At 68.4% G+C, this 22,648-nt stretch carries 21 protein-coding genes; 6 read left to right on the top strand and 15 right to left on the bottom strand.

Annotation, left to right across the window (positions count from 1 at the left end):
* Positions 1–74 precede the first annotated feature (74 nt).
* From ACFPOB_RS23905 to ACFPOB_RS23895, 3 genes are all read left to right on the top strand, one after another.
* Entirely contained in the window at positions 75–1,463 is a 1,389-nt protein-coding gene (locus ACFPOB_RS23905; RefSeq protein WP_377800891.1) for a leucyl aminopeptidase family protein, read from the top strand.
* A 75-nt stretch (positions 1,464–1,538) separates the two neighbouring features.
* Positions 1,539–1,892 carry a MarR family winged helix-turn-helix transcriptional regulator gene (locus tag ACFPOB_RS23900; RefSeq protein ID WP_377800863.1) on the top strand — a complete coding sequence of 118 codons (354 nt, stop codon included), beginning with the start codon at positions 1,539–1,541 and terminating at the stop codon, positions 1,890–1,892.
* 39 nt (positions 1,893–1,931) lie between these two features.
* Positions 1,932–2,789, top strand: a complete 858-nt coding sequence (locus tag ACFPOB_RS23895; protein WP_377800862.1) for a C40 family peptidase — start codon at positions 1,932–1,934, stop codon at positions 2,787–2,789.
* A 57-nt stretch (positions 2,790–2,846) separates the two neighbouring features.
* On the opposite strand, the gene ACFPOB_RS23890 is transcribed toward ACFPOB_RS23895, so the two are convergent.
* The 10 genes from ACFPOB_RS23890 to ACFPOB_RS23845 all read right to left on the bottom strand — a co-directional run bounded on the left by ACFPOB_RS23890 (position 2,847) and on the right by ACFPOB_RS23845 (position 12,904).
* Complete coding sequence (locus tag ACFPOB_RS23890; RefSeq protein WP_377800861.1) at positions 2,847–3,791, bottom strand: 2-hydroxyacid dehydrogenase; 945 nt, start codon at positions 3,789–3,791, stop codon at positions 2,847–2,849.
* Positions 3,792–3,804: 13 nt separating this feature from the next.
* On the bottom strand, positions 3,805–5,112 hold the full coding sequence (deoA, locus tag ACFPOB_RS23885) for a thymidine phosphorylase (protein ID WP_377800860.1): 1,308 nt from the start codon (positions 5,110–5,112) through the stop codon (positions 3,805–3,807).
* The gene (gene deoC / locus ACFPOB_RS23880) at positions 5,112–5,873 is read right to left on the bottom strand and encodes a deoxyribose-phosphate aldolase (protein WP_377800859.1); all 762 of its coding nucleotides are present in this window, start codon (positions 5,871–5,873) and stop codon (positions 5,112–5,114) included. The genes deoA and deoC overlap by 1 nt, the downstream gene beginning before the upstream one ends.
* Before the next feature lie 2 nt (positions 5,874–5,875).
* Complete coding sequence (locus ACFPOB_RS23875; protein WP_377800858.1) at positions 5,876–6,688, bottom strand: purine-nucleoside phosphorylase; 813 nt, start codon at positions 6,686–6,688, stop codon at positions 5,876–5,878.
* A 61-nt stretch (positions 6,689–6,749) separates the two neighbouring features.
* Positions 6,750–7,160 carry a cytidine deaminase gene (locus ACFPOB_RS23870; protein ID WP_377800857.1) on the bottom strand — a complete coding sequence of 137 codons (411 nt, stop codon included), beginning with the start codon at positions 7,158–7,160 and terminating at the stop codon, positions 6,750–6,752.
* Positions 7,161–8,132, bottom strand: coding sequence for an ABC transporter permease (locus ACFPOB_RS23865; protein WP_377800856.1), 972 nt, complete (start codon positions 8,130–8,132; stop codon positions 7,161–7,163). It abuts the gene before it with no gap.
* Positions 8,133–8,135: 3 nt separating this feature from the next.
* Positions 8,136–9,236, bottom strand: coding sequence for an ABC transporter permease (locus tag ACFPOB_RS23860; RefSeq protein ID WP_377800855.1), 1,101 nt, complete (start codon positions 9,234–9,236; stop codon positions 8,136–8,138).
* Between the two features lie 217 nt (positions 9,237–9,453).
* Positions 9,454–10,986, bottom strand: a complete 1,533-nt coding sequence (locus ACFPOB_RS23855; RefSeq protein WP_092159982.1) for an ABC transporter ATP-binding protein — start codon at positions 10,984–10,986, stop codon at positions 9,454–9,456.
* 13 nt (positions 10,987–10,999) lie between these two features.
* Complete coding sequence (locus ACFPOB_RS23850) at positions 11,000–12,001, bottom strand: BMP family lipoprotein (protein WP_377800854.1); 1,002 nt, start codon at positions 11,999–12,001, stop codon at positions 11,000–11,002.
* Positions 12,002–12,133: 132 nt separating this feature from the next.
* On the bottom strand, positions 12,134–12,904 hold the full coding sequence (locus tag ACFPOB_RS23845) for an SDR family oxidoreductase (RefSeq protein WP_377800853.1): 771 nt from the start codon (positions 12,902–12,904) through the stop codon (positions 12,134–12,136).
* Positions 12,905–13,032: 128 nt separating this feature from the next.
* Between ACFPOB_RS23845 and ACFPOB_RS23840 the strand changes: the two genes are divergently transcribed.
* Positions 13,033–13,824: a HesA/MoeB/ThiF family protein gene (locus ACFPOB_RS23840; protein ID WP_377800852.1), complete on the top strand. Its 792-nt coding sequence runs from the start codon at positions 13,033–13,035 to the stop codon at positions 13,822–13,824.
* On the top strand, positions 13,821–14,456 hold the full coding sequence (locus tag ACFPOB_RS23835) for a histidine phosphatase family protein (RefSeq protein WP_377800851.1): 636 nt from the start codon (positions 13,821–13,823) through the stop codon (positions 14,454–14,456). Before ACFPOB_RS23840 ends, ACFPOB_RS23835 begins: the two co-directional genes overlap by 4 nt.
* Here the strand turns inward: ACFPOB_RS23835 and gshB are convergent.
* From gshB to rsmI, 3 genes are all read right to left on the bottom strand, one after another.
* Positions 14,453–15,403 (bottom strand): glutathione synthase, encoded by a 951-nt coding sequence (gshB, locus tag ACFPOB_RS23830; RefSeq protein ID WP_377800850.1) that lies wholly within the window; start codon positions 15,401–15,403, stop codon positions 14,453–14,455. The two genes, ACFPOB_RS23835 and gshB, sit on opposite strands and share 4 nt — an antisense overlap.
* Before the next feature lie 70 nt (positions 15,404–15,473).
* Positions 15,474–15,854: a YraN family protein gene (locus ACFPOB_RS23825; RefSeq protein WP_377800849.1), complete on the bottom strand. Its 381-nt coding sequence runs from the start codon at positions 15,852–15,854 to the stop codon at positions 15,474–15,476.
* Positions 15,851–16,771 (bottom strand): 16S rRNA (cytidine(1402)-2'-O)-methyltransferase, encoded by a 921-nt coding sequence (gene rsmI / locus ACFPOB_RS23820; RefSeq protein ID WP_377800848.1) that lies wholly within the window; start codon positions 16,769–16,771, stop codon positions 15,851–15,853. Before rsmI ends, ACFPOB_RS23825 begins: the two co-directional genes overlap by 4 nt.
* Before the next feature lie 170 nt (positions 16,772–16,941).
* Here rsmI and ACFPOB_RS23815 point away from each other — a divergent pair, with 170 nt between their 5' ends.
* Positions 16,942–18,153 carry a penicillin-binding protein activator gene (locus tag ACFPOB_RS23815; RefSeq protein ID WP_377800847.1) on the top strand — a complete coding sequence of 404 codons (1,212 nt, stop codon included), beginning with the start codon at positions 16,942–16,944 and terminating at the stop codon, positions 18,151–18,153.
* A gap of 134 nt (positions 18,154–18,287) precedes the next feature.
* Here the strand turns inward: ACFPOB_RS23815 and ACFPOB_RS23810 are convergent, their stop codons facing one another.
* On the bottom strand, positions 18,288–20,576 hold the full coding sequence (locus ACFPOB_RS23810) for an NADP-dependent malic enzyme (RefSeq protein WP_377800846.1): 2,289 nt from the start codon (positions 20,574–20,576) through the stop codon (positions 18,288–18,290).
* A gap of 211 nt (positions 20,577–20,787) precedes the next feature.
* Positions 20,788–22,620 (bottom strand): methyl-accepting chemotaxis protein, encoded by a 1,833-nt coding sequence (locus ACFPOB_RS23805; RefSeq protein WP_377800845.1) that lies wholly within the window; start codon positions 22,618–22,620, stop codon positions 20,788–20,790.
* Between the last annotated feature and the right edge of the window lie 28 nt (positions 22,621–22,648).

Genomic DNA, 22,648 nt, shown 5'->3' with positions numbered 1-22,648 from the left:
CGGATTGTTAATCAGGCCAGCCGGAGCCGGCAGCCCATGCCGGCTCCGATGCTTTCGCCATCCGAGGTTCGTCGATCGTGCACCCCTTGCTGCTGCCTGCCGGAACGCCCGCCATCCCCGTCCATTGCGTCGCCAAGGCCGATTGGCCGGCCCTGCGTGACGGGCTCCCGCCGGTCCCGCGCAGCTTCGCGCGGGCGCAGGGGTTCGAAGCACGGCCGGGCCAGCACGTCCTGCTGCCGGATACGACCGGCGCGCTCGCCGCCGTGATGCTCGGTGTCGAACCGGTTAGCCCGCGCCGGCGTGATCCCTTCGCACCCGGCCGCCTTGCCGCGACGCTGCCACCGGGCAACTACGCCCTGGCCGGTGATATCGGCGACCCCAATCTCGCCGCGCTCGGCTGGTTGCTGACCGCCTATCGCTTCGAGCGCTACCGCAAGCCGAAGCCGATCACTGCACGGCTGGTCCTGCCCGAGAGGGTCGACGGCGAGGAACTGACCAATCTGGCGCAGGCGAGCGCGCTGGCGCGCGATCTCGTCAACACCTCCGCTGCAGATTTGGGACCGGCCGAGATCGAGGCCGCGGTCCGCGGGCTCGGCGAAACCCATGACGCCGAGGTTTCCAGCACCGTCGGCGACGAGCTGCTCACCGGCAATTTGCCGATGATCCATGCCGTCGGCCGGGCTTCGCCCCGGGCGCCGCGGCTGATCGATCTGCGTTGGGGCAAGGAGGGCGATCCGAAGCTGACCCTGGTCGGCAAGGGTGTCGCCTTCGACACCGGCGGGCTCAACCTCAAGACCGATGCCGGCATGCTGCTGATGAAGAAGGACATGGGCGGCGCGGCGGCGGCGATTGCCGCTGCGAGCATGATCATGCAGGCGAAGCTGAAGGTCCGCCTGCGCCTCTTGGTGCCCGCGGTCGAGAACGCCGTCTCCGGCTCCTCCTTCCGTCCCGGCGACGTGCTGCAGAGCCGCAAGGGACTGACCGTCGAGATCGGCAATACCGACGCCGAGGGCAGACTCATCCTTGCCGATGCGCTGGCGCTCGCCGACGAGGAGGCGCCGGAATTGCTGATCGATTTCGCCACGCTGACCGGCGCGGCCCGCGTCGCGCTCGGGCCCGATCTGCCACCCTTCTACAGCCATGACGACGGGCTCGCCGCCGAGATTGCCCGTCTCAGCGCCGCGGTGAACGACCCGGTCTGGCGCATGCCGCTCTGGCCGCCCTATGACGGCATGCTCGAGTCCAAGATCGCCGATCTCAACAACGTCTCTGGCGGCGCTTTTGCCGGCTCGGTGACGGCGGCGCTGTTCCTCAACCGCTTCGTCGAGAAGAGCCGCTCCTACGCCCATTTCGACATCTATGGCTGGAACCCCTCGACCAAGCCCGGCCGGCCCGAAGGCGGCGAGTGCCAGGCAGCGCGGTTGACCTACGCGCTGGCGAAGCAGCTTTACGGAGGCCGTTAAGCCTGCTCGGCGACTCCGGTTGCGCGCTGTTCTCGGTGCGATAATGATACGGCCCCGTAACGATCCGGGGACGGCATGGTGCTGGAGATCAAGCCGACGCAGGCGCTCAGGCTCTGGCGCGAGGTACATCTCGATCTGGTGCGCGATACGCAAGCCGATCTTTCGGTGCGCCAGACCGCGATCCTGCTGACGATCTACCTGGAATTGCCGCCACACACCGTGCGTGGCCTTGCCGCACGCCTCGGCGTGACCAAGCCGGTGATCACCCGCGCGCTCGACAGCATGGGCAAGCTCGGCCTGGTCAGCCGCAAGCGCGACGAGTTCGACAAGCGCAATGTCGTCATCCAGCGGACCGTCGCAGGCGCCTTGGCGGTCGAGCATCTCGCCGATCTCGTCACTGGCCGGGCGCGCGAGCTCGGCCCGGCCTGAGCGCTTCGCCCGTTAACCGGACAGGGTTACTGTGCTGCCATGAGCACGAATCTCGACCGCCGCCTCACCCCCGCTCGCCCGGACCTCGCCGCCCGTCACCTCGACGGCAAGGTCGAGGCCCTCGCCTTCGCCGATCCGATCCCGATGCGGGTGGTCACGCCTTCGGCACCGCTGCGGCGCGAGCCCCGGCCGGATGCGCCGCTCGACACCGAGGCGCTCGCCGGCGAGGCGGTCCGGATCTATGAGCAGCATGAGGGCTGGGCCTGGGGCCAGCTCGTCGGCGATTCCTATGTCGGCTACCTGCCCGAGGATTGCCTGGCGGGTGACGCGGCCGTCCCGACGCATCGCGTCAGCGCGCTCCGGACCTTCGTCTATCCCGGCCCCTCGATCAAACTGCCGCCAAGGGAGGCGCTATCGCTCAATGCAGGGGTGGCGGTCACCGGCGAGAGCGGCGATTTCTTCACCGCCGGGCATGGCGGCCACGTCTTCAAGCAGCACCTCACCCCCCGCGACCAGCATGAGCCGGATTTCGTCGCGGTGGCCGAGCGCTTCCTCAACGTGCCCTATTTCTGGGGCGGCAAGACCAGCCTCGGCCTCGACTGTTCGGCGCTGGTCCAGCTCTCGCTGGCGGCTGCTGGCATCGCCGCGCCGCGCGACTCCGACATGCAGGAGCGTGGCCTCGGCGAGGCCGTGGCCTTCGACGACCGTCTCGACGGCCTGCGTCGTGGCGACCTCGTCTTCTGGAAGGGGCATGTCGGCCTCATGACCGACCCCGACACGCTGCTGCACGCCACCGCCTATATGATGAGCGTGATCCGCGAACCCCTGCGCCCGGCGCGGGACCGCATCCTCTCCCGCAATGGCGGGCCGATCACCGCGATCCGTCGGCTGGGCTGAGCCTCCGCCGTTTTCCGGGGCTCTTTGCTTCGCGAAGCCCCGGAATGACGTCTTGCCTCAATAACCCCGGCTGGGATCGACGACGTTCTGCAGCTCGCCGCCGGCCTCCAGACGCCTGATCTGCGCCGCGATCTGGTCGGCGACCGTCTCGGGCGCCGACATCGCGGCATTGTGCGGCGTTATCGTCACGGCAGGGTGATCCCAAAGCGGCGAATCCTGCGGCAGCGGCTCGGTCTCGAAGACGTCGAGCACCGCTTCCCGGAGCTCGCCGGCATCCAGTGCTGCGAGAATGTCCGCCTCGATCTGCAGCTTCCCGCGGCCGGCATTGATCAGCGCCGGCCCGCCGAGCCGGCCGTCGCGCGCCAGCCTGGCGAGCAGCGGGCGGTTCAGGATACCTTCCGTCTCCGGCGTATGCGGCAGCAGCACGACCAGGATGTCGGTGCGGGTAAGGAAAGCCGCCAGGCCGTCCTCGCCGGAGAAGGTGGAGAGCCCCTCGATCGCCTTGGGCGAGCGGCTCCAGCCGGCGACGTCGAAGCCGATCACCTGCAGCTTGCGCGCCGCGTCCTGGCCAAGCTCGCCCAGTCCCATGACACCGACGCGAACCTCGCGTGCCGCCGGCTGGTGGCGATCGTCGTCCCAGGACTTCTCGCGCTGCTGCCGCTCGTAGCGGCGCTGCTGGCGCAGCTGCATGAGGCAGTGCATGACGACATATTCGCTCATCCGCGTCGTCAGGTCGGGATCGATCACCCGGGCGATCGGCGCCTCCGGCAGGCGGCTGTCGGTGAAAAGGTGGTCGACGCCGGCGCCGAGCGAGAAGATCGCGGCGAGATTGGGCAGGCCGGCGAGGCTGCCCTCCGGATGCTTCCAGCTCGCGACATAGTGCACGGCGCGCCGGTCGAAGGGCTCGCCGAGCGTAACGATCGGCAGGTCGGGCAGCAGCGCCGCGAAGCGCTCGCGCCAGCTCTCGACATGCCAGCCGGTGATCGCCAGAAGCAGGCTCATGGAAGGGACTCTCCTAGGCAGGGATGATCAGCGGCCCACGCGTAACAGCGCTCTCGCCGCGGCGATAGGCGCTCTTCAGGCGGATGCGGGCGGCGTCAAAGCCGGCTTCGCTGCGGGCATGGATGATACCGAGCGGCCTGTCCGGCCCGACCCGGTCGCCGAGCCCGGCGAGCTCGGTGATCCCGACGGCATGGTCGATCGCGTCCTGCGGGCGCGTGCGGCCGCCGCCGAGCGCCACCACGGCGAGGCCGACGCCGCGCGTGTCGATCGCCTCGACCAGTCCGGGCCGGTCGGAGAAGACCGGGCGAACGATCGGCGCCCGGGGAAAGTGCCGTTCGGGATGCTCCAGCAGGTCGGCCGGGCCGCCGAGCGCCGCGATCATGTGGATGAAGCGCTCCGCCGCCGCGCCGCTGGCGAAGGCATCCTCGATTTTCGCGATCGCTTCTTCGCGCGTCGTCGCCAGCCGGCCGAGCAGCAGCATCTCGGCCGAGAGCGCGACCGTGACCTCGTGGAAACGCGGCTCGCGCCGCCGTCCGGTCAGATGATCGAGCGCATAGGCGACCTCGAGCGCATTGCCGGCAGCAGAGGCGAGGGGTTCGCTCATGTCGGTGAGCAGCGCCCGCGTCGGCAGGCCGGCGCCATTGCCGACATCGGACAGGCTCTGCGCCAGCGCCTCGGCCTTGTCGAAATCGCGCATGAAGGCGCCGGAGCCGAACTTCACGTCCATGGCGAGGCCGGAGAGCCCGGCGGCGAGCTTCTTCGACAGGATCGAGGCGGTGATCAGCGGGATCGATTCGACCGTGCCGGTCACGTCCCGGATCGCATAGAGCCGCTTGTCGGCCGGGGCGAGATCGGCGGTCTGGCCGATGATGGCGCAGCCGGCCTCGCGCACGACATGGCGGAAGAGATCGATGCCAGGCTGGGTGACATAGCCCGGCACGGCATCGAGCTTGTCGAGCGTGCCGCCGGTATGGCCGAGGCCGCGACCCGAGATCATCGGGACATAGCCGCCGCAGGCCGCGACCGCCGCTGCGAGCGGCAGCGAGACCGTATCGCCGACCCCGCCGGTCGAGTGCTTGTCGAGCGCCGGGCCCGGCAGGTCGCGCCAGTCCAGCACCGTGCCGGAATCGCGCATGGCCAGCGTCAGCGCGACGCGCTCCTCGGCATCCATGTCGCGGAAGAAGATCGCCATCGCGAAGGCCGCCGCCTGGCCCTCGCTGACCGCGCCGTCTGTCAGCCCCGCGATCATCTGGTGGATGTCCTGGGCGCTCAGGCGCTCGCCGTCGCGCTTGGCGGCGATGATTTCCTGCGGCAGGCGCATCAATAGGCTCCGTCGGTCCGTTCGGCCGGGGCCGTGCCGGCGATGATGTCTACGAGCACGCCGTAGAGGCCGCTGGCGCCGAAGCGGAAGGTCTTCGCCGTCGCCCAGTCCGGGCCCATGATCTCGTCGGCGAGATCGAGATAGGTTTTTGCGTCGGCCAGCGTACGCAGCCCGCCTGATGGCTTGAGGCCGACTGGTTTGTCCGAGGCCTTGATTGCCTCCAGCATGGTGCGGGCGGCCGCCGGCGTGGCGGAGGTCTTGGTCTTGCCGGTCGAGGTCTTGATGAAATCGGCGCCCGCAGCGATCGCAAGCTCGGACGCGGCGCGCACCGCGAGCTGATCGGGATACTCGCCGGTTTCGAGGATGACCTTGAGCGTCTTGTCGCCGCAGCTGCCGCGCGCCTCGGCGACCATCTCGCGGGTGATCTCGGCATCGCCGGCGAGGAAGGCGCGCCAGGGCAGCACCAGGTCGATCTCGTCCGCGCCATCCGCGATCGCTTCGGCGATGTCGCTGCCGATCAGAGTGCAATTGCTGTTGCCGGCCGGGAAATTGATCACCGTCGCGATCCTGACCGGCGACGCCTTCAGCGTCTGGCGCGCCAGCTTGAGGAATTGCGGCCAGATGCAGATCGCCGCGACCGGGCCAGGCGCCGCGACGGCGCGGGCGCAGAGCTGCAGCGTGCCTGTTTCGCTAGCCTGATCCGACAGGTCGGTCAGATCGAGCAGGCGCAATGCGCGTAAAGCGAGATCGGCGTCGGACATGGTCAGAGCTCGCTCAGGAAGGCGCGCAGCACCCGCCGCAGCGCCGTGGTCGCCGTCGCGGCGACGTCGCGCGTCTCACCATGGCTGGGCGCGCCGCCCAAAATGCCGGCGCCCATATTGGTGACGATCGAGAGGCCGGCGACGCGCAAGCCGTAGCGCCGCGCCAGGATCACCTCCGGCACGGTTGACATCCCGACGAGATCGGCCCCGAGCGTCTTGGCCATCTTGATCTCGGCCGGCGTCTCGAAGCTCGGCCCGGAGAACCACATATAGACGCCCTCGCCCAGATTGGCGCCGCTCGTGGCAGCCGCTTTCTTCAGTCGGGCACGCAGATGCGGGTCATAGGCGTCGATCATCGGCACGAAGCGGCCGTCACCGGTATCGCCGACCAGCGGATTGGGGCCGCTATAGTTGATGTGGTCGGTGATCAAAGCGAGGCTGCCCGGCCGAAGATCGGGCCGCAGCGAGCCGGCGGCGTTGGTCAGCACCAGCGGCGGCGAGCCGAAGGCGGCGAGCATGCCGAGCGGCACGCGCATGATGGCGGGATCCCCGGTCTCGTAGAAATGCGCGCGGCCCTCGAAGACCAGCACCCGCTTGCCGTGCAGCACGCCATAGCTCAGCCGCTTGGCATGGCCGGAGACCGCGCCCTTCGGGAAGCCGGGAATCTCCTCGAACGGAATCGAGATCGGCTCGACCATGTCGTCGATGATGCGGCCGAGCCCGGTGCCGAGCACGATGGCGCAGTCGATGCCGCCATCGATGCCACGATCGATCAATACCGATGCCGCTTGGTCGAAAAGCGCATCCGCTGCCATGTTGTCTGCTCCATCGGCGCGTTGGCCGCGCTCATCGGGTCGCCGTGTCAGCGCCCGCAAATCAGGCCGGCAAATTGGCTGGTCCGAACGAGGCTGGCAACAGCTCGGCCAGAGAAAAGCGGGCGCGGATTCCGTCCGGCCCGGCGATGACGATCGGCACTTCCGGCGCGGCGAACTCGCGGATGCGCTGGCGGCAGGCGCCGCAGGGCGTCACCAGCTCGGCCCCATCGCCGACGACGACGATCGCGCGGATAGCACGCCCGCCTCCGGCGATCATCGCCGAGATCGCGCCGGCTTCGGCGCAGGCGCCGACCGGATAGGCGGCGTTCTCGACGTTGCAGCCGGGATAGACCTTGCCGTCGTCGGCCAGGATGGCCGCGCCGACCTTGAAGCGGGAATAGGGCGCGTAGGCCTTCTGTTGTGCGGCCAAAGCCGCGGTGAAGAGCGCCTCGAGATCGGGGGCGGCGGACACTCAGCGTTCCTTGACATAGGGCAGGCCGGAGGCCTTGGGCGGCGTCGCCTTGCCGATGAAGCCGGCGAGCAGCACCACGGTCATCACATAGGGCAGAGCCTGGATCGCCTGCACCGGCACCTGGCCGATGCCGGGTAGGACGACGCCTTGAAGTCTGATCGCGACGGCATCGAGCAGGCCGAAGAGCAGGCAGGCGAACAAGGCCGGCCAGGGCCGCCAATTGGCGAAGATCACAGCGGCCAGCGCGATGAAGCCCTTGCCGGCCGTCATCTGCGGCAGGAAGCCGGCCGATTGCGAGACGGCGAGATAGGTGCCGCCGAGGCCGCAGAGCGCCCCGCAGATGATCACGGCGGCATAGCGTAGGCCGGCGACGGAGACGCCGGCGGTGTCGACGGCAGCCGGATTCTCGCCGACGGCGCGCAGGCGCAGGCCGAAGCGGGTGTGCTTCAGCGTCAACGCCGTCAGCACGAGGGCGAGCACGGCGAGATAGACCGGCGCCGCGTGGCCGGAGATGGCGATGTCGTAGATCGGGCCGAGGACCGGGATATCCTTCAGCGTCGCGACGAAAGGCAGGTCTAGTTCGGGAAAGCGGGCGGCCCCTTCGAGGTTTGGCGTGCGCCCACCCTGGCCATACCAGGCATTGCCGAGGATGGCGGTCAGCCCGATCGCCAGCATGTTGATCGCGACGCCGGAGACGATCTGGTTGCCGCGCCAGGTGACCGCCGCGAAGCCATGGACCAGCGAGAGCGCGATCGCGGCGAGCATGCCGGCCCCTAAGCCGGCCCAGGCCGAGCCGCTATTGTAGGCGACGACGGCCGAGGCGAAGGCCGCGATCAGCATCTTGCCTTCGAGGCCGATGTCGACGACGCCGGAGCGCTCCGACCAGAGCCCGGCCAGCGCGGCGCAGAGCAGCGGGATCGACAGGCGGATCGTCGAATCCAGGATGACGGCGAGGGTCTGCACGATCTCCATCGCCTAGCCCCTGCGCCCGGGCGCGAGCACGCTGGCGACGAGCCGTCGGAACAGGCCGTCGAGCGCGCCGGCGAAGAGGATGACGATGCCGCCGATCACCACGACCATGTCGCGGGTGATGGTCGGCTTGTCGAAGGAGAGCTCGGCGCCGCCCTGGTAAAGCACGCCGAAGAGCAGGGCCGCGAGGCCTACGCCGACCGAATGCCCGCGTCCCATCAGCGCCACAGCGATGCCGACGAAGCCGTAGCCGGCGGTGAAATCGAGCACCAGCCGATGCTGCACGCCCATCGCTTCGTTGACCGCGAGCCCGCCGGCGAGTGCGCCGGAGATCGCCATCGCCACCATGATGATCCGCGCCGGCGAGATGCCGGCATAGGCGGCGGCGCGTGGATTGGCGCCGACGGTGCGGATCGCATAGCCGAGCCGCGAGCGGTAGATCAGCGCCCAGACCGCGACGAGCGACGCCAGCGCCAGCAGGAACGAGGTGTTGAGCGGCGTCGAAGGCAGCTTCAGCCCGAAGGCGCCGAGCAGCTCATGGATCGGCGTCAGCACCGCCTGCTTCGGGAAATCCGGAGTTTCCGGCTGCATCGAACCGGTTTTCCCCATCACCTCGACCAAGAGGTAGACGATCAGCGTCGCCGCGATGAAGTTGAACATGATCGTGGTGATCACGACATGGCTGCCGCGCGTCGCCTGGAGATAGCCGGGGATGAAGGCCCAGAGCGCCCCGCCCGCCGCCGCGGCGAGGATGGCGAGCGGCACCAGCAATATGCCTGGCAGCGGCGCGAGCCAGAGACAGGCGAGCGCGGCGAAGATGCCGGCGATGGTGGCCTGGCCCTCGCCGCCGATATTGAACAGCCCGGCATGGAAGGCGACCGCGACGGCAAGGCCGGTGAAGATGAAATTGGTGGTGTAGTAGAGCGTGAAGCCGAGGCCTTCGAGGCTGCCGAGCGAGCCCTTGAGCAAGAGCGTCGTCGCCTCCAGCGGGCTTTCGCCGATCGAGAGCACGACGAGCCCGGCGACGATGAGCGCAGCGGCAACCGAGACCAGCGGCACCAGCGCGGTATCGGCCCAGCGCGGGAGATCGATCGGGGCGGCGCTCATGGCTGGATCGGCTTGGTCAAGAAAGCGCGACGCAAGCCCTCCCCCCTTGTGGGGGAGGGTTGGGAGGGGGGTATCGCACCCGCAAACCTCTGCGCGCCAGGTTGGACCCCTGTCGAGGGTGGCATACCCCCCTCTCTAACTCTCCCCCACAAGGGGGGAGAGGACCTGTCGGTGCCAGGGCTCTTGGTCGCGCCTTTCCCCATCGCGGCCACCACCATCACGCCGCCCGCTCGCTGACGCCGGCCATCAGCAGGCCGAGATCGCGCTCATCGGTCGCCACCGCCTCGCGTTCGCCGGTGATCTGGCCGCCGCAGAGCGCCAGGATCCGGTCGGACAGCGCCATCACCTCTTCCAGCTCGACCGAGACAAGCAGGATCGCGACGCCCTGATCGCGCAGGGCGATCAGGCGGCGATGGATGAACTCGATCGCGCCGATATCGACGCCGCGCGTCGGCTGGCCGACCAGCAGCACCTTCGGCGCTCGCTCGATCTCGCGGGCGAGCACGATCTTCTGCTGGTTGCCGCCGGAGAATTTGGCGGTCTTCAGGCTGGGGTCGACCGGGCGGACATCGTAGTCCTGCATGCCGATGCGTGCATGCTGCTCGACCAATGTCGGCGAGAGGAAGGGCCCGCGCCCGAAGGCCGGGTCGTCATGATAGCCGAGAATCGCGTTTTCGGCCGCGGCAAAGGCGGTGACGAGGCCGGTCCGCAAGCGATCCTCGGGAATATGCATCAGGCCGAGCTTGCGCAGATTGGCCGGGTTGCGGTCGGCGACGTTGAGGATTTGGCCGCCGAGCCGGATCACCCCGCGCGCCGGCTGGGTCAGGCCGGCGAGCACGTCGAGCAATTCGCTCTGGCCATTGCCGGCGACGCCGGCGATGCCGACGATCTCGCCTTCATGGAGTGTCAGGCTCGCGTCCCGCAGCGTCTCGCAGCCGCGCTCGTCGACCACCGTCAGACCGGCTGCTTCGAGGACCGGCGCGCCGCGCTCGCGCGGGCTCTTTTCGACGCGCAGCAGCACGCGCCGGCCGACCATCGCTTCCGCCAGCTCGGCCGGGGAAGTCCGTTCCGTCTCGACATGGGCGACCATCTCGCCGCGCCGCATCACCGAGATGCGGTCCGTCACCGCCATGATCTCGCGCAGCTTGTGGGTGATCAGGATCACCGTCTTGCCCTGCGCCTTCAGCGCCCGCAGCAGTTCGAAGAGCTGGTCGGCCTCGGCCGGAGTCAGCACCGCCGTGGGCTCGTCGAGGATCAGGACCTCAGCCCCGCGATAGAGCGCCTTCAGGATCTCGACGCGCTGCTGCAGGCCGACCGAGAGCTCGCCCACGATCGCGTCGGGATCGATGGCGAGGCCGTATTCCTCGGAGAGGCGCGCCAGCTCGGCCCGCGCCTTGCCGATGCCGCGCTTGAGCAGCGCCCCGCCCTCGGCGCCGAGCACGACGTTCTCGACGACCGAGAGCGGCTCGACCAGCATGAAATGCTGGTGGACCATGCCGATCCCGGCGGCGATCGCATCAGAAGAAGAGCGGATGCGACGCGGCTCGCCGCGCACCCGGATCTCGCCGGCATCGGCCTCGTAGAAGCCGTAGAGGATCGACATCAGCGTCGACTTGCCGGCGCCGTTCTCGCCGACGATGCCGTGGATCGAGCCGGCGGCGACCGTGAGCGAGACGTCCTTGTTGGCCTTGACCGGGCCGAACGCCTTGCTGATGCCGCTGAGCTCGATGGCGGGATGCGGGCTCGTCACCGTTGGTGCAAGCTCACATCGTGCACTTGGAATCCGACATGTAGTCGTGGACCTTGACGGTGCCGGCGATGATGTCGGCGCGTGCCTTGTCGGCGGCGGCCTTCATCTCGGGCGTGATCAGCGCCTTGTTGTTGTCGTCGAGCGCCCAGCCGACGCCGTCCTCCTTCAACCCGAGCACCGAGACGCCCGGCTTCCAGGTGCCGTCGCGCGCCGCCTTGAATGAGCTGTAGGCGGCGACGTCGACGCGCTTCAACATCGATGTCAGCACCTTGCCGGGATGCAGCATGTTCTGGTTGGAATCGACGCCGATGCCGAGCTTGCCGGCGTCGGCCGCGGCGCGCAACACGCCGATGCCGGTGCCGCCGGCGGCGTGGTAGATCACGTCGGCGCCGCGGTCGATCTGCGACTTGGCGAGCTCGCCGCCCTTGACCGGGTCGTTCCAGGCGGCCGGGGTCGAGCCGGTCATGTTCTGGAAGATCTCGGCGTCCTTCTTGCCGGCCTTGACGCCCTGGACGTAGCCGCAGGCGAATTTCCGGATCAGCGGGATGTCCATCCCGCCGACGAAGCCAACCTTGTTGGTCTTCGAGGCGAGGCTGGCGAGGAGGCCGACGAGATAGGAGGCCTCGTGCTCCTTGAACACGACCGACTGCACGTTCGGCAGCTCGACGACCATGTCGATGATGGTGAACTTCAGGTTGGGGAACTCGGCTGCGACCTTCTGCAAGGCGGTCGCCTGCGAGAAGCCGACGGCGATGATCGGCGAATGGCCGTCGCGGGCAAACCGGCGCAGCGCCTGCTCGATCTGGGCGTCGTTGGTCGGCTCGAAATCGCGGAACTCGACGCCGGTCTCGGCCTTGAACTTCTCGGCCCCGGCGAACACGCCCTCATTGAAGGATTTGTCGAACTTGCCGCCCTTGTCATAGACGATCGCCGGCTTGATGGCGGTCTGGGCGACGGCCGCCATGGCCGAGAGGGCGACGCCCGCCAGAGCGAGCGCGAGAGATGTCAAACGCATCGAGCCGTTCCCCTGTCACATGCGGAATGGTTGCGCCATTCCTGCCTAGGATCACGATGGCACGGCTTGCGGGCGGGGCCAAGCGGGCTTGCGGGTCCGCTCGGCGATATCGGTCACATATGAACAGTCGCCTTAGCCGCGCTGGATTGAGACGCCGCCATCGGCGAGGAAGGCCGTGCCGGTGACGAAGCTCGACGCGTCCGAGGCGAGGAAGAGCGCGGCGCGGGCGATTTCCTCCGGCTGCGCCATGCGCTTCAGGGCATGAATGCCTTCGACGAAGGCGAGCACCTCGGGGCCGGCGCCCGGCGCATTGGTCGTCGCGGCCGGCGTGTCGGTACCCCCCGGCAGCAGGGCGTTGACGCGGATGCGCTTGCCGCCGAGCTCGGCTGCGAGCGCCTTCGCGAGGCCGATCTGCCCGGCCTTGCTGGCGGCATAGACCGACATGCCGGCAAGTCCGGCGGTGTAGCCGACAAAGCTTGAGGTGAAGATCAGGGAGCCGCCGCCGCGCGCCTCCAGCGCCGGAACCTGATGCTTTGCGCCGAAGAAGGCGCTGGTCAGGTTGATCGCGATCACGTCGTGCCAGTTCGCGCTCGACATCTCAGCTATCGGGCCGAGCTCGCCGATGATGCCGGCATTGTTGAAGCCGATGTCGAGCCCGCCGAAGCGCTCGGTCGCGGTTTCGACCAGACGCTGCGCCAATGCCTCCTCGCGGATGTCGCCGGCAACGGCGATCGCTTCACCGCCTTCCGCCTCGATCTCGCCGACAAGCGCATCGAGTTCGCTCTGCCGCCTTGCGGTGACGACGAGCCTGGCGCCCTCCGCCGCGAACAGTTTTGCAGCCGCACGGCCGATGCCGGAGCTCGCGCCGGTGACGATCGCAACCTTGTCCTTCAGTGCCGTCATGTCCCGTTCCTTCGTTCAGACGATGAGGCGCGGGTGATCGCAGGCGCATGGACGGTGCAGACACCCGCTTCCTGTCACCGCATCGCACCCGATTGCTGACGTGGACGGATCGGCCTAGCTTGCCGGCCATGACGCTGAACGAAGCCGAGATCGAGCGCTATGCCCGCCATCTGGTGCTGCCGGAGATCGGCGGCCCCGGCCAGGCAAAGCTCAAGCGCGCCCGGGTTCTGGTGATCGGCGCCGGCGGCCTGGGCGCACCATTAATCCCCTATCTGGCGGCAGCCGGCGTCGGCACGATCGGCATCGTCGACGACGATCATGTCTCGCTCTCGAACCTGCAGCGGCAGATCATCTTCGGCGCGGAGGATATCGGGGCACGCAAGGTGGTCGCCGCGGCCAATTTCGTCACACGGCTCAACCCGCGGGTCGAGATCGAGGAATACGTCACCCGGATCGACCCGCACAACGCGCGCGCCCTCATCGCCTTCTATGACGTGGTCGCCGATGGCTCCGACAATTTCGCGACGCGCTATGCTGTCTCCGACGCCTGCTTCCACGAGAAGAAGCCGCTGGTGACGGCGGCGCTCGGCCGTTTCGACGGCTCGCTCACCACGATCCGCGCGCATGAGACGGCTCCGGACGGGAAGCCCAACCCGACCTATCGCTGCCTGTTCCCGGACGAACCGCCGCCCGGCACGGTCGCGCCCTGCGCCGAGGCCGGCGTGCTCGGCGCGCTCGCCGGCGTGATGGGCTCGCTGATGGCGTTGGAGGTGATCCGGGCGATCACCGGCTTCGGCGAGCCGCTGGTTGGCAAGCTCCTGCTCGTCGATGCGATGGCGATGCGCTTCGAGACGATGAAATATGGCTGGGACCCGGAGAATCCGCTGAACGGGACCGCGGCCGTAAGCGGCGCGGCTTGAGCCAGTCGGACAGCCGCATCTCCAGCCATGTTCAGGTAGGAATGCGAATCCTCTTCATCACTCATCCCGAGGTGGTGGTCGATCCCTCGGTCCCGGTTCCGGAATGGCCATTGTCCGAACGCGGCCGTGAACGCATGAACCTGTTTGCGGACGCCCTCGCCGGCGTATCGGCCTTGGCTGTCTGGTCAAGCGCCGAGCGGAAGGCGCTGGACGGTGCCCAGATACTGGCCGATCGTCTGTCAATCCCGCATCATGTCGATCCGGCTCTGGGAGAGAACGATCGATCCTCGACGGGCTATATCCCGCAGCCCGAGTTCGACCGCATTGCCGCAGAGTTCTTCGCATCTCCGACGACGAGCATCCGGGGTTGGGAAACAGCGGCTGCGGCGCAGAAGCGGATCGTCGGCGCGATCGAGACAGTCCTGGCGCGCGGGGCTGGTCTGAAACTCGTCGTCTCGCATGGCGGCGTTGGCCGTTTGCTGCGAGCACGGCTTGAAAATGTTCCGATCGGTTCAGAGACTCGCCCCGGCCATTCGGGCGGCGGGTGCTGCATGATGCTGCGCGGTCTACCGCTGGAGCCGCTTTCGCCCTGGACCGATATCGAGGATTGGCCCACAGCGGCGTCGAGCTAAAGGTCGCCTCGGCGCTTCGCCTCGATTACATCGAAGAGCTGGGCCGCGAGGTCCGGCCCGCCGAGCTTCTTGATGGCGCGCACGCCGGTCGGGGCGGTGACGTTGATCTCGGTCAGCTTGCCGCCGATCACGTCGATGCCGACGAGCAGCAGGCCGCGCTCCCTGAGCGCCGGGCCGATCCGCTCGCAGATCTCGAGCTCGCGCTTCGAGAGATCCGTCGGCCTGGCGGCACCGCCGCGCACCATGTTGGCGCGCAGGTCCCCGACCGCCGGCACGCGATTGACCGCGCCCGCCGCCTTGCCGTCGATCAGGATGATGCGCTTGTCGCCCTCCGTGACCTCCTTGAGGAAGGCCTGGATCACCCAGGGCTCGCGGAAGAGATTGGCGAAGAGGTCACAGAGCGAGCCGAAATTCGGGTCGGCCTTGCCGGTCTTGAACACGGTCGCGCCGCCATGGCCGTAGAGCGGCTTCATCACGATCTCGCCGAACTCTTCGCGAAAAGCCTCGATCTCGGCCCGGTCGCGCGTGATCAGCGTCGGCGGCATCAGCTCGGGAAAATGCGTGACGAAGAGCTTTTCCGGGGCGTTGCGGACCTCGGTCGGGTCGTTGACGACCAGCGTCTTCGGATGGATGCGCTCGAGCATATGCGTCGAGGAGACATAGGCCATGTCGAAGGGCGGATCCTGGCGCAGCAGCACCACGTCGAGCGTCGAGAGATCGGTCCGCTCAGGCTGGCCCAGCGTGTAGTAGTCGCCCTCGACGTCGCGGACCTCGACCGGATTGATCACGGCCGTGACCTTGCCGTCGCGCAAGGTGAGCTTGTCGGGCGTGTAGGTGAAGAGCCTGTGGCCGCGCGCCTGCGCCTCCAGCATCAGGGCGAAGCCGGTGTCGCCGGCGATGCGGACTTGTCCGATCGGGTCCATCTGGATGGCGACGTTCAGCGGCATGGCGGAAGCTCCGGTTGCGGCCGTTATATCGGCTGCGGCAGCCCATTCGTGCAAGTGGCTGAGTCTTGCGTCAGAGCACGAGCTCGAACACACCAGGCACATGGCGGGGCAGGCGCCAGGGCGCGACGAAGACCGCGTCGGCCCGCAGATTGCGCTGCATCGCCCAGGGATTGCGCGCCAGCCATTGCCGGATGCGCGCTTCCATCAGCCGGCGCTTGTCCGCCGTGATCGCGCTCGCGGCGGCGTCGAGCGCTGCGCGAGCCTTGACCTCGACGAAGACGATGTCGTCGCCGCGGGCCATGATCAGGTCGATCTCGCCCCCCTTGCCGCCGAAGCGGCGCTGCAGCAGGCGGTAGCCCTTGAGGCTGAGGAAAGCGATGGCGAGCCATTCGCCGCGGCGGCCGGCGCGGCCGGAGAGGCGGGCACGCCGGCTGCGCAGCGCCTCGCTCACGGCGCCCGCGTCAGTTCGAGGGCGCGGGCATAGACGACGCGGCGCGGCTGCCCGCTGGCGGCGGCAACCTGCGCCACCGCCTCCTTAAGCGAAACCTTGGCCAGCGCCGTGCGCAAGGCCTCGTCGAGCGTGTCGCCCTGGGCTGCTGCGGTGGAGGCATCGGGCGGGCCGATCACCACGACGATCTCGCCGCGTGCTTCTTCGGCCTCTGCATAGTGGTTGGCGAGCTCGGGCAGCGGGCCGCGCCGGACGTTCTCGTAATACTTGGTCAGCTCGCGCGCGACCGCACCAGAGCGTGCGCCCAGCACGGCGGCGGCGTCGGCCAGCATTTCGGCAAGGCGGCGCGGCGATTCGAAGAAGACGAGCGTGCCGGGAATGGTGGAAAGCTCGGTGAGGCGCGCCTTCCGCGCGGCGCTCTTCGGCGGCAGGAAGCCCTCGAAGAAGAAGCGGTCGGTCGGCAGTCCTGCCAGCACCAAAGCCGCCAGCACGGCGGAAGGGCCGGGTATGCCGGTGACCGGCAACCCTTCCTCGACGACTTCGGCGACGAGCTTGTAGCCGGGGTCGGAGACCAGAGGCGTGCCAGCATCGGAGATCAGCGCGAGCTTGCCTCCCTGGCGCAGTTTTTCCAGGATTCTCGGGCGCATCTGCGCGGCGTTGTGCTCGTGATAGGGCAGCAGCGGCGTCGCGATGCCGTAATGCGCCAGCAGCGTCTTCGAGGTCCTGGTGTCCTCGGCCAGCACGGCGTCGGCGGCGGCGAGCGTCGACAGCGCCCGGAACGAGATGTCCTTGAGATTGCCGATCGGCGTTGCGACGATATGCAGGCCCGGTACGAGCGGCTCGGCCTCGGCCCGGAGCCCGAAGGCCGCATAGCTCGGGGCGCGACCTGGGGCGGGCGGGGCGGATACAGGGCCGGACATGGCGGCGAAACTGCCACAGCAGTCAGGAAGATGCCACTGCCGGCGCGGCAACCTAGAGTTAACAACTTGAAAATAGCCTTGCTGGCTGGCAGGACTTGTCCACGGTTCGGGACAAGATTCAGCTGGTGCGGGTTCGTCTCGCGCCTCGCCGAGGAGTGGAGACGAAAGCCGTGTCGCGTCAGAGCAAGCTCCTCACTCCGCCGAGCCGCCGCCTCATCCTGCTCTCCGGTGTCGGCGCGGCGCTCGCCGCCTGCAGCGGCGGAACCGGCGGCCTGCCCGGGTTCGACAGCTCCACTGCGCCGCAGGCGGGTGGCGCTGCCCAGCCGAGCGGCCCGACCATCGGCACCGGCTCGGTCAAGGTCGGCCTGATTCTGCCGCTCACCGCCGAGGGCTCGGGTGCGACCGTCGGCAACTCGCTGAAGAACGCCGCCGAGATGGCGCTCGCAGAATTTCCCGGCGCCGACCTCACTTTGCTGGTCAAGGACGATCGCGGCACGCCGGACGGAGCCCAGGCCGCGGCGCAGGAAGCCTTCCGCGAAGGCGCCGAGCTGATCATCGGCCCGCTTTTTGCCCCCTCGGTGCAGGCCGTCGGCCAGGTCGCTAGGGGCGCCGGCCGCCCGGTGATCGCTTTCTCCAGCGACAGCAATGTCGCCACGCGCGGCGTCTACCTGCTCTCCTTTCCGCCCGAGAACGACGTCAACCGCGTCATCGCCTATGCTGCGGCGCAGGGGCGCAAATCCTTTGCGGCGCTGGTGCCCGAGACCGCCTATGGCAAGGTCGTCGAAGGCGCCTTTCAGCAGGCCGTCGCCAATCGCGGCGCTCGCGTCGTGGTGATCGAGCGCTTCGGCTCCGATCAGAACAGCATGCGCGCCGCCGCCACCCGCCTGGTGCCGGCGCTGCAGCAGGCCGATGCGCTGTTCGTCCCGGCTGACGCGGCTGCAATGCCGACGCTCGGCCTTGTCCTGCAGCAGGCCGGCTACGACCCGGCCAAGGTCAAGCCGCTCGGCACTGGCGTCTGGAACGATGCCGGCGTCGCCCGCGTCCCGGCGATCCAGGGCGGCTGGTTCGCCTCGCCCGACACCGCCGGTTTCAACGCCTTTTCCGGCCGCTACCAGAAGCGTTTCAACAGCGCCCCGACCCGTACCGCGACCTTGTCCTATGACGCGGTCTCGCTGGCAGCCGCGCTTGCGCGCACGCAGGGCAGCCAGCGTTTCTCGGAGAGCGTGCTGACCAATCCGTCAGGCTTCGCCGGCGCTGACGGCGTCTTCCGCTTCCGCCCCGACGGGCTCAACGAGCGCGGTCTTGCCGTGCTCGAATTGCGCAACGGCCAGATCGTCACGGTCAACGCCGCCCCGCGCGATCTCGGCCCGCGGACGAACTGACGGGCCGCACGCGCGTCATTCTCGGGCGGTGCGCAGCGCCGACCCGAGAATCTCCAGCAGGAAGAGGCACCCCTTCAAGGGCTCCTTTTTGGTCATGAGATGCTCGGGTCTTCGCCCGAGCATGACGGCAGGTCTCACCCGCCGATGTTGAACGCCGCCAGCGCCGCCATGTTGACGATGTCGGAATCCTTGGCGCCGAGCGGGACGATCTGCACCGGCTTGTCGAGGCCGACAAGAAGCGGGCCGATCACGGTGGCGCCGCCGAGCTCCTGCAGCATCTTGGTCGAGATCGAGGCCGAGTGGAATGCCGGCATCACCAGCACGTTCGCCGGCCCGGTCAGGCGGCAGAACGGGTACTGCGCCATCAGGTCTCGGTTGAGCGCGACATCGGCCGACATCTCTCCATCGTACTCGAAGTCGACGCGCTGGCCGTCGAGGATGTTCACGGCATCGCGCACTTTCTCGGAGCGCTCACCGGCCGGGTGACCGAAGGTCGAGAAGGCGAGCATCCCGACTTTTGGCTCATAGCCGAGCCGGCGCGCCACGCCGGCAGCCTCGATCGCGATTTCCGAGAGCTCCTGCGCCGACGGCATCTCCGTGATCGCGGTGTCGGCAACGAGCACGGTGCGTCCGCGGGTGATCGCTATCGAGACGCCGATCAGGCGGTGGCCCGGCCGGTCGTCGATGACGCGGCGGATCTCTTCCAGCGCGATCGAATAGTTGCGGGTGACGCCGGTGACCATCGCATCGGCGTCGCCGAGCGCGACCATCGAGGCCGCGAAATGGTTGCGGTCCTGGTTGATCAGGCGCTGGCAATCGCGGAAGAGATAGCCTTGCCGCTGCAGCCGCTCGTAGAGATGCTGCGCATAGGCCGAATTGCGGTGCGAGAGCCTGGCGTTCTGGATCTCGATGCCCTTGGCGGCGAGGTCGACGCCGAGATGCTCGGCGGTCTCGTTGATCCGTTCCTCGCGCCCGACCAGGATCGCCTTGCCGAGCTCCTGGTTGACGAAGGAGGCGGCAGCACGGATGACCTGCTCCTCCTCGCCCTCGGCGAAGACGACGCGCTTGGGATAGCGCCGGACGCGCTCGAAGATGCGGTTGAGCGCGCCGGTGACGGGGTCGCGCCGTGCCGAGAGCTGCGCCCTGTATGCGCCGGTATCGACGATCGGCTTGCCGGCGACGCCCGTGTCCATCGCCGCCTTGGCGACCGCCATCGGCACGACATGGATCAGCCGCGGGTCGAACGGCACCGGGATGATGTAGTCCTTGCCATAGCGCGGGCGCGCACCCTGATAAGCGGCGGCGACCTCGTCCGGCACGTCCTCGCGCGCCAGCATCGCCAGCGCCTCGGCCGCGGCGATCTTCATTTCCATATTGATCGTGGTGGCGCGCACGTCGAGCGCGCCACGGAAGATGAAGGGGAAGCCGAGCACGTTGTTGACCTGGTTGGGATAGTCCGAGCGCCCGGTCGCCATGATTGCGTCTTCGCGAATCGCGTGGACCTCCTCCGGGGTGATCTCCGGATCGGGATTGGCCATGGCGAAGATGATCGGGTTCTCCGCCATTGACGCGACCATTTCAGGCGTCACCGCGCCCTTCTGCGACAGGCCGAAGAAAGCGTCAGCCCCCTCCAGCGCCTGCGCCAGCGTGCGCCGGTCGGTGACCGCCGCATGCGCCGATTTCCACTGGTTCATGCCCTCGGTGCGGCCCTGATAGATCACACCCTTGGTGTCGCAGAGGATGACGTTGTCGGGCTTGAAGCCCATCGCCTTGAGCAGCTCGATGCAGGCGATCGCGGCGGCGCCGGCGCCGTTGATGACGAGCCTGGTCGACTTGACGTCGCGGCCGGTCAGGTCGAGCGCATTGATCAGGCCGGCGGCGGCGATGATCGCAGTGCCGTGCTGGTCGTCATGGAAGACCGGAATGTCCATCAATTCGCGCAGGCGCTGCTCGATGATGAAGCATTCCGGCGCCTTGATGTCCTCCAGGTTGATGCCGCCGAAGGACGGGCCGAGATAGCGCACGGCCTCGATAAACTTGTCGGCGTCCTCGGTGTCGACCTCAAGATCGATCGAATCGACATCAGCGAAACGCTTGAACAGGATCGACTTGCCTTCCATCACCGGCTTGGAGGCGAGCGCGCCGAGATTGCCGAGGCCGAGGATTGCGGTGCCGTTCGAGATCACCGCGACGAGATTGGCGCGGGCCGTGTAGTCATAGGCCCGGCTGTGGTCCTCCGCGATGGCCAGCACCGGCACCGCGACGCCGGGCGAATAGGCCAGCGACAGGTCGCGCTGCGTCGCCATCGGCACGGTCGGAATGATCTCGAGCTTGCCCGGCCGCCCCTGCGAGTGGAACAGCAGCGCCTCCTGGTCGGTGAAGGTCGGACGGGTGCGCTTGGTCGGCGGGGAGCGATCGTTCATGCGCTTGTTCTTTTTCACAGGCGTTTCCTCAGGGGGAAACGACCATAGGGCAGCGCTGCTTTCCTCGACAAGCGCGATTGCGCGACAGCAGTTTTACCGTGCCGGCAGGGATCGCGCGGCTTCGGTTCCCGGCGGGGACCCCTCGCCGTCATTCCGAGCTCAGCCCTGCGGGCCGCCCCGGAATCACGGAAAAGGCTCCTTGGGAAGCGCTCTACAGACCGGCGCGCATGCGTGCGACGCTGTCTCCGACATAGCGGTCGAGCTCGACGGCCTGCGCGCTGACCAGTCGCGCCGCCTCGACGACGCGCGCTGCAGCCTGGCCGGTGGCGCGAGCTTCGCCGCCGGCGCTGGCGACGTTCGCCGTGACCGTGGCGGCCGAGCCGGCGACGGCCTGCGCGTCGAGGGCGATGCCCGAGGCGATCGCGCCCTGGCCGGTCACCACCTGCGCGATCGCGTCCGAAGTCGTCTCGATCGTCCCCATCGTGCCCTCGATCTGCTCGACGGCCTCGGCGACGGCGGCGGCGGCGGCGCGGATCTCCTGCAGCGTCGCGGCGATGTCCTGTGTCGCCTGCTGGGTCTGCTCGGCGAGGTTCCTGACCTCGCCGGCGACCACCGAGAAGCCGCGCCCGGCAGCGCCGGCGCGCGCCGCCTCGATGGTCGCGTTGAGCGCCAGAAGGTTGGTGCGCACCGCGATGTCCTCGATGAAGGCGAGCACGGCGCCAACCTTATCGGCGGCGGCCGCGAGCCCGTCGACATCGGTCCTGGTCGAGCGGACGTGCCGCGCTGCCTGCCGAGCGGTCTGCGCGGCAAGATCGGTCTGGCGCGTCAGCTCGCGGATCGAGGCGTCGATCCGCTCGGCGGCGTGGGCGACGCTGCCGACGCGCTGCGAGGCGAGTTCGGCCTGCTCGGTCGCTTCTCCGGCGCGGGCCGTGGTGCGGTCGGCGTTCGCGGCCATGCCTTGCGCCGCCTCGAGCATGCTGCGGGCGGAAGTCCCGACCTCGCGCAGGGCCTTGCCGACGGTGGCTTCGAGATTGGCGGCCAGATTGTCGAGGGTCGAACGACGCAGGGCCTCGATCTCGCCGCGATCGGCTTCCAGCGTCTTCTCGGGCGTGACGTCGAGCAGGATCCCGTCCCAGATCAGCGTTCCGTCCGGCAGACGCCGCATCGTCGCCTCGCTGCGCAGCCAGACAATGCCGCCATCGGGGCCGGCATAGCGCGCCTCGAAGCGCCAGACATCGGTGGTCGCCTGCTGCACGGCGCGTGCGGCTTCGAAGCGCTGGCGGTCCTCCGGCAGCATCTTGCCGAGCCAGACCTCGGGGTCGCGCTCGACCTCCTCCTTGCTGATGCCGAGTAGGCGGTCGATGGCGAAAGAGGCGAACTGGTAGTGCAGAGTGCCGTCCGGCGAGACCACGCGTTGGTAGAGCGTGCCGGGCGCACGCCGGATCAGCGTGCGCAGGCGATAGGCGGTTTCGCGCCGGTCGCGGTCATGGCTCAGGACGAGTCCGACCAGGACCGTGCCGATCGTGCTGACCACGATCATGGTCGGCACAGCCTCGGTGAGGAAGCGCTCGGCCGCGGCCGGGTTCGGCATGAACATGGTCGAGGCGAGCAGGCAGCCCGCGCTGATCAGACTGAGCCGGACGAGGTCGTGCACCGTCAATGAACGCTTCTGCCGGCTGAGCCAGGCGGCATAGATCACGCCCGCCAGCGCGTGCAGGACGATGCCGGCGATCCCAGTCGGCATGCCGACGCCGCCGAGATTATACCGCGCCGCCGCCAGCGGGAGCGCGGTCAGCAGCGCCGCGATCGGGCCGCCGATCGGCCCGGATAGGATCGCGAAGGTGTTGCGCGAATCGACCACCAGTCCCGGCTGAATCACGAAGGGATTGGCCATGCTGCACAGCGCCCCGGCGGCGAAGAGCACGCCGACTGCGAGCTGGCGCAGCAGGGGGCGCTGGTCGATCCAGCTTGCGGCCGCCGTCAGGATCAGGGCCGCCAGCAACAGGAAGGACAGGCTCTCGATCAGGTTGATGAACAGCGACATGACGAACCCTTAGCCGGGAAACGGCACG

This window comes from Allobosea eneae (assembly GCF_042657265.1).
GTDB classification, from domain to species: Bacteria; Pseudomonadota; Alphaproteobacteria; order Rhizobiales; family Beijerinckiaceae; genus Allobosea; species Allobosea eneae.
The sequence above is the reverse complement of the archived record's forward strand: the minus strand, read 5'-3'. Positions and strand labels throughout refer to the sequence as shown.